This is a genomic window from Streptomyces pathocidini (assembly GCF_001418495.1).
GTDB lineage: Bacteria > Actinomycetota > Actinomycetes > Streptomycetales > Streptomycetaceae > Streptomyces > Streptomyces pathocidini.
On record NZ_LIQY01000055.1, the window covers coordinates 1 to 6,004 of the forward strand.

The 6,004-nt window shown below is 71.1% G+C and carries 6 protein-coding genes; 4 read left to right on the forward strand and 2 right to left on the reverse strand.

All coding sequences use genetic code 11. The features are described from left to right. Positions 1–191 precede the first annotated feature (191 nt). Positions 192–1,187, reverse strand: a complete 996-nt coding sequence (gene blsE, locus AOK16_RS03635) for a cytosylglucuronate decarboxylase (protein WP_055470753.1) — start codon at positions 1,185–1,187, stop codon at positions 192–194. After that, positions 1,184–2,431 carry a hydroxymethylcytosylglucuronate/cytosylglucuronate synthase gene (locus AOK16_RS03640; RefSeq protein WP_079101025.1) on the reverse strand — a complete coding sequence of 416 codons (1,248 nt, stop codon included), beginning with the start codon at positions 2,429–2,431 and terminating at the stop codon, positions 1,184–1,186. Before AOK16_RS03640 ends, blsE begins: the two co-directional genes overlap by 4 nt. Positions 2,432–3,064: 633 nt before the next feature. On the opposite strand from AOK16_RS03640, the gene AOK16_RS27370 reads away from it, so the two are divergent. The 4 genes from AOK16_RS27370 to AOK16_RS03655 all read left to right on the forward strand — a co-directional run bounded on the left by AOK16_RS27370 (position 3,065) and on the right by AOK16_RS03655 (position 5,774). Further along, the gene (locus tag AOK16_RS27370) at positions 3,065–3,229 is read left to right on the forward strand and encodes a hypothetical protein (RefSeq protein WP_169790854.1); all 165 of its coding nucleotides are present in this window, start codon (positions 3,065–3,067) and stop codon (positions 3,227–3,229) included. A 104-nt stretch (positions 3,230–3,333) separates the two neighbouring features. Further along, a complete protein-coding gene (locus tag AOK16_RS03645; protein ID WP_055470754.1) occupies positions 3,334–3,627 on the forward strand; it encodes a Dabb family protein in 294 nt (97 codons plus the stop codon). Between the two features lie 196 nt (positions 3,628–3,823). Next, positions 3,824–4,735 carry an RNA polymerase sigma factor SigF gene (locus AOK16_RS03650; RefSeq protein ID WP_055470755.1) on the forward strand — a complete coding sequence of 304 codons (912 nt, stop codon included), beginning with the start codon at positions 3,824–3,826 and terminating at the stop codon, positions 4,733–4,735. A gap of 205 nt (positions 4,736–4,940) precedes the next feature. Beyond that, positions 4,941–5,774 (forward strand): RNA polymerase sigma factor SigF, encoded by an 834-nt coding sequence (locus tag AOK16_RS03655; RefSeq protein WP_055470756.1) that lies wholly within the window; start codon positions 4,941–4,943, stop codon positions 5,772–5,774. The last annotated feature ends 230 nt before the right edge of the window (positions 5,775–6,004 follow it).

The following is a 6,004-nucleotide window of genomic DNA, read 5'->3' on the forward strand; positions in this document are numbered from 1 at the left end:
GCGAGGGGGGCGGGGGGCGGGGGGCGGGGCGGGGAGGGGGGCGAGGGGGCCGGGGCGGTCAACCAGGAGCACCCGGCGGCGGGCCCCCGTGGAACCGGGGTGCGGGGGGCGGGGCTGGCCTGATTGCTGCATGGGTCCTCCGGGAGGGAAGTCGGGGCGCCGCTCCCCGCCGCTGGACGGCGCCCCGCCGGTCAGTAACGCCACGGCGGTACGGTCCCCAGCCGGGCGACGTCGTCGCTGTATCCGGCGGCCGTGGTCGAGCAGCCGCCGCAGACGCGCGGCCCCTGCTCGCGGAAGAAGTCCGCGTGGCTGCGGAAGACCGGGGTGTCCAGGTGCACGACCCCGCCCTCGCGCAGCGGCGCCCCGCCCAACTCCTCGCCCTCGCGGTGCGGCAGGCAGCTGCACGCGTACATCCGCCCGTACTTGCCGTCGATGTAGATCACGTCGTCCACGACGTGGCACAGCGGCTCGCTCGCCCGGGGCGTGACCGAGTCGGCGAAGTACCGCTCCTGTTCGAGCGGGGTGTCGCCGTAGAACCGCTTGCCCAGCGGTACGAGCACCCGCCGCGGGTCGGCCTCGTAGAGCGGGTCGCAGACAGCGCGTACGTGCTCGGGGTCGGGGTAGCGGACGGTGCGCTCCAGCTTGAGCGCGGACAGCTCCCACTGCCGCACGCCCGCCTCGGTGAGCACCTTCTGCAGCTGCGGCATCTCGGGGTAATTGTGCGGCCCCACCACGGTGTTGACCCGGGGCAGCACGCCGAGCCCGGCGGCGGCCCGCAGGCCGCGCAGCCCGTTGTCGAACATGCCGGGCGAGCGGCGGTAGACGTCGTGGGTCTCGGCCGAGCCGCCGTCCAGGCTGACGATGACCTGGGCGAGCCCCGCGCGGGCCAGCTCCTCGATCCGCCGCGGCAGCATCATGCCGTTGGTGATGATCGACATCTTCATGCCGGCCTCGGTGCCCATCCGCACCAGCTCCACCACGTCCCGGTGCATCAGCGGCTCACCGCCGGTGAACCGGACGTAGCCGACCCCCGACTCCCTTGCGCGGGGCAGCAGTTCGCCGAAGTCCTCGACCGAGAAGCGGAAGGTGTCGCGGGAGAGCGCGAACTCGCACATGAAGCAGTCCGCGTTGCAGGCCTCCAGGACCCTGATGAACAGATAGCGCTGCCGTGGGCTGTCGGTGCTCATAGCGGAGTCCGTTCCAGACGGGGCTGGTGCAGAAGGGTCAGTACGTGCCCGGCGACCTGGGCCGCCCCGCCGGTGCCGACCGCGTCGGTGAGGCCGGTCCAGCCGGCGCCGCGCGCGGCATGCCCCAGCGCGCCCAGCACCGCCCGGGACAGCGCGGGCCGCACGCGCGCGGGCTGTGCGGCGGCCTTGGCGATGGACTCGTAGATCCCGCGCAGGGTCGCGTCCTCACCCGCGGACCGGTCCGCCAGCACGCTCTCCTCGGAGAGGACCTCCGCCGGCCAGGGGACGCGGACGGCGGCCCCGACGGCGTGGGCGTGGAAGCGGGCGTTGAAGATCTGGCTCAGGTTCTGCGGGGGCAGGCAGACGGCGGGGACGGCGAGGGCGCCGGCCTCCAGCAGGGTCGTGAGCCCGGGCGAGGTGAGCAGCACGTCGCAGTCGGCGAGCCGGTCGAGGAACGCCCGGTGGGGCAGCGGCCCCGCCGTGACGCGCAGCCCGCTCTCCGGCCCGGGCAGCAGCTCGCGTACGAGCCCACTCGGCAGGTTGCCCGCCACGTGCACCTCGCGGGCCCCGGACGCCTCCAGGGCGGCCAGCGCGGCCGGGACGACGACGCGCGGGTAGCGGGTCCAGTCCGCCAGGTGCGGCGAGCCGAGGCCGCCCAGGTTCAGCAGCGCCCGCCGGAAGGGGCCGCCGCGCCCGGCCCTGGGGTGTGCCGTGGTGGCGCCCGCGACCACGGCCTCGACCCAGCGCAGCCGGTGGACCGAGGCCAGCAGGCCCCGGCACTCGGGCGGGAGGCCGACACAGCGCTGGGCGCAGTAGACGGAGGTCTCCAGCGGGAGGGCGGACCGGTCCCCCTCGGTCCACAGGAACGGCAGGCTGTCGACGAACACGGTCGGCACCCCGGCGCTCTCCAGCGCCATGGCCGCGGGCCCCTCCAGGACGACGAGCCCGGCCGAGACCCGCTCGGCCCGTACGACCTCCGCGACCGCCCGGTGGTCGCCGGGCGGTACGTCGTACCACCGGTCGATGCCGTGCTCGGTGAGCAGGGGCCGCCCCAGGGAGGAGGCCAGCCCCACGAACCGGGGCGGCTTCGGCGCGCGCTCACGCAGCGCCGCGATCACCGCGCTCAACTTGCCGGAGCTCCCCCAGCCGAACTCGGCGCCCGCTACGGCGACCGTCGGCCTGCCCCACCCGGATGAACCGGATAACTCGGATAACTCGCCTGAGTCGGTCGAATCCTCGGTCATGGTGCGCCCGAACCCCCCGATTCGAAATGAGAGGGAATGCATGGAATGCCCGCGTTTCAGCGGGTCCAGTCCATGCTCCACGAGGCCCTGAGAAGGGCGCAAGGCCGGACACGGGCGCGAATGAGCCAATGTGCTGCACTTGCGACCCCCCTGCAACAAGCCATGGGGCCGCCGCACGGCGCGACAAAGAGAACGCAGGGAAGAGAAAGGACCGACGGCCCGAAAGAACCCGGAAGAAGACCCGGGAAGAAGACCCTCGGAAGAGAAGGACGGGGGGAGCGGCATCGGGGGGACAAGCCGCTCCCCCCGATGGAGATCGGGACCCTCAAGTCCGGCCGCCAAGGGGGAAGCTCGCGGCCAGGACCCCGCAGTGAGGTCCCCTCCCGCGCCCCGGATTCCTGCCAGATCCGCGGGGCGCTCTTCCATGGTGCGCGCCGCGGGAGCCCGCGAGGCCCGGCAAAGGACCCAACTCTCCGGGCCTTTGGTCCATAAACACCATGTCAGGACGCATCGGGCCGGTGGATCCCGGAGCGATCCGGGACTCGTCGTATCGACACTTTGTATGGATAGACTCACGCGACCCGTACGGATGGAAAGCAGCCGGGACACTGCGGCACGGGAGGCGGCACGGGAATGGCGCAGACGAAGAAAATCGCGCTCTACATGGTCATCGTCTTCGTGCTGTACACGATCATCACCTCCCCGGCCCGGGCCGCCGACCTGGTCCAGGTAGGGTTCGAGGGCATATCCAGCGCCGCGCAGGGTGTCGGCGAGTTCATGACCCAGCTGGTCAACTGACCGCCCCGGCGCCGCACGAGCGCCGCCCCCGTACGAGCACCGGACCCGTACGAGCACCGGACCCCCACCCCGTACGAGCGCCCGCCGCACCGAGGAGCCCCCGCATGATCCGCCACCTGGTCCTGTTCAAGCTCAACGAGGGCGTCGAGCGTGACGAGCCGCGCGTGGCCGCCGGGGCCGAGGCCTTCGAGAAGCTCGGCTCGCTGGTCCCCGAGGTGGAGTTCTGGGAGTGCGGTTGGAACGTGTCGGACCGGCCGATCGCCTATGACTTCGCGATCAATTCGGCGGTCGCGGACCAGGACGCACTACAGCGGTATCTGGCCCACCCCGCGCACCAGGCGGGCGTCGCGCAGTGGCGCGAATTCTCCACCTGGGTGATCGCCGACTACCCCTTCTGACCCGTACGGGAAGCAGGCCCCACGCCCCATGGCGTCGGGGCCTTTTCTCGCGCCTCCGGACTGCGGGAACTCCCCCGGAAGAGCCCCGACTTGCCGCCAACACGGCGATATCCGGTGCTTGCACACAGTGCACATGTCTTGTGATGCTATGACCGCTTTTGCCGGACAAGTGGACCGAGAGACCTGAAGGGGTGGCATGACCGCGTCGGCCCGTACCGCGTCCGAAGCCCCGCTGCCCCAGGGCGACGACGCGGGCGAGACGGGCGACGAGACCACCCCCGAATCCCCCCACGGACCGACACCCCGCGAACCGGCAGGCCCCCGCGAACCCACCGCGCGCGAGCGCCGGGGCGCCGACACCCGCGCGCTCACCCAGATCCTCTTCAAGGAGCTGTCCTCGCTCGACTCCGGCACCCCGGAGCACACGCGCGTACGGGCGGCGCTGATCGAGGCGAACCTGCCGCTCGTACGCTACGCGGCGGCCCGCTTCCGCAGCCGCAACGAGCCCATGGAAGACGTGGTCCAGGTCGGCACGATCGGGCTCATCAACGCGATCGACCGGTTCGACCCCGAACGCGGCGTGCAGTTCCCGACGTTCGCGATGCCGACCGTCGTCGGCGAGATCAAACGTTACTTCAGGGACAACGTGCGCACCGTCCACGTCCCCCGCCGCCTCCACGAGCTGTGGGTCCAGGTCAACGGCGCCACCGAGGATCTGACGGTCCAGCACGGCCGGACGCCGACCACCGCCGAGATCGCCGAGCGGCTGAAGATCGCCGAAGAGGACGTGCTCGCCTGCATCGAGGCGGGCCGCTCGTACCACGCCACCTCGCTGGAGGCGGCCCAGGAGGGCGACGGGCTGCCGGGGCTGCTCGACCGGCTCGGCTACGAGGACCCGGCGCTGGCCGGTGTCGAACACCGGGATCTCGTACGGCACCTGCTCGTCCAGCTGCCCGAGCGCGAGCAGCGGATCCTACTGCTCCGCTACTACAGCAATCTGACGCAGTCCCAGATCAGCGCGGAGCTGGGGGTCTCTCAGATGCATGTCTCCCGGCTGCTGTCGAGGAGCTTCGCGCGACTGAGATCCGCAAATCGGATCGAGACGTAACCGGACAGAGCGACCAGAGACCCGCGTTTCCAGCGCAGATATGTCGACTTGGCGCTACAGCGTGTTGCCGACATGTGACATTCTGCGGGAAGCGCGTTTGCTGTGGCCCCGCCGCCGGTATTCAGGTGGAGGCTGCGTTGCTCGCCGGGCGGAAGCCCGGACGACCAGTACAGCTGCGACCCGTCCGCGACCTCAAGGGGGTGGCATGTCCGTAGAACTGGGCAGCTCGAAGGTGCTCACCAACGACGCACCCGACGCGACGCTCGACAACTGCGACGCCATCAACACCCGCACCCTCTCCCGCTCCCTGTTCCTGCGGCTCGCCACGCTCGACGCGGACAGCCCGGAACGGGGTTACGTACGTGACACCCTCATCGAACTCAACCTCCCGCTCGTGCGCTACGCGGCGGCCCGCTTCCGCAGCCGCAACGAGCCCATGGAGGACATCGTCCAGGTCGGCACGATCGGCCTGATCAAGGCGATCGACCGGTTCGACTGCGAACGCGGCGTGGAGTTCCCGACGTTCGCGATGCCGACCGTCGTCGGCGAGATCAAGCGCTTCTTCCGGGACACGAGTTGGTCCGTGCGGGTCCCCCGCCGCCTCCAGGAGCTGCGGCTGGCCCTTACCAAGGCCAGCGACGAACTGTCCCAGCAGCTCGACCGCTCGCCGACCGTGCCCGAACTCGCCGCCTGCCTGGGCGTGTCCGAGGAGGACGTGGTCGACGGCCTTGCGGTCGGCAACGCGTACACCGCCAGCTCACTGGACTCGCCCTCCCCCGAGGACGACGGCGGCGAGGGCTCCCTGGCGGACCGGCTGGGGTACGAGGACTCGGCGCTGGAGGGCGTCGAGTACCGCGAGTCGCTCAAGCCCCTGCTGGCCAAACTCCCCCCCAGGGAACGCCAGATCATCATGCTCCGCTTCTTCGCCAACATGACGCAGTCTCAGATCGGCGAGGAGGTCGGCATCTCGCAGATGCACGTCTCCCGCCTGCTGACGCGAACACTGGCACAGCTACGGGAGGGCCTGATCTCGGACTGAGCCGCCGACGGCGGACCTGCGATCGGCCATGGCGGACTTACGGTCGGCCGTGGCGGTCCTGTGGCAGGCACGGCGGTCGGCGGGCAGTCCCGCCGACACGTGCCTGCGGCAGTCCTGTGGCAAACCCCGGCAGGCGGCGCGGGTGGGGTTCCCAGCTGACGATCCGTCAGCCAGACTGTGTCCCATGCAGTCCACCCGTGGAGGCATGCGCCTCACCAGCCGCCGAGGAG

What these genes read in the sequence shown, in the direction of transcription:
- blsE (WP_055470753.1), bottom strand. Translation starts at nt 1,187, where the DNA reads ATGAGCACCGACAGCCCACGGCAGCGCTATCTGTTCATCAGGGTCCTG.
- AOK16_RS03640 (WP_079101025.1), bottom strand. Translation starts at nt 2,431, where the DNA reads ATGACCGAGGATTCGACCGACTCAGGCGAGTTATCCGAGTTATCCGGT.
- AOK16_RS27370 (WP_169790854.1), top strand. Translation starts at nt 3,065, where the DNA reads ATGGCGCAGACGAAGAAAATCGCGCTCTACATGGTCATCGTCTTCGTG.
- AOK16_RS03645 (WP_055470754.1), top strand. Translation starts at nt 3,334, where the DNA reads ATGATCCGCCACCTGGTCCTGTTCAAGCTCAACGAGGGCGTCGAGCGT.
- AOK16_RS03650 (WP_055470755.1), top strand. Translation starts at nt 3,824, where the DNA reads ATGACCGCGTCGGCCCGTACCGCGTCCGAAGCCCCGCTGCCCCAGGGC.
- AOK16_RS03655 (WP_055470756.1), top strand. Translation starts at nt 4,941, where the DNA reads ATGTCCGTAGAACTGGGCAGCTCGAAGGTGCTCACCAACGACGCACCC.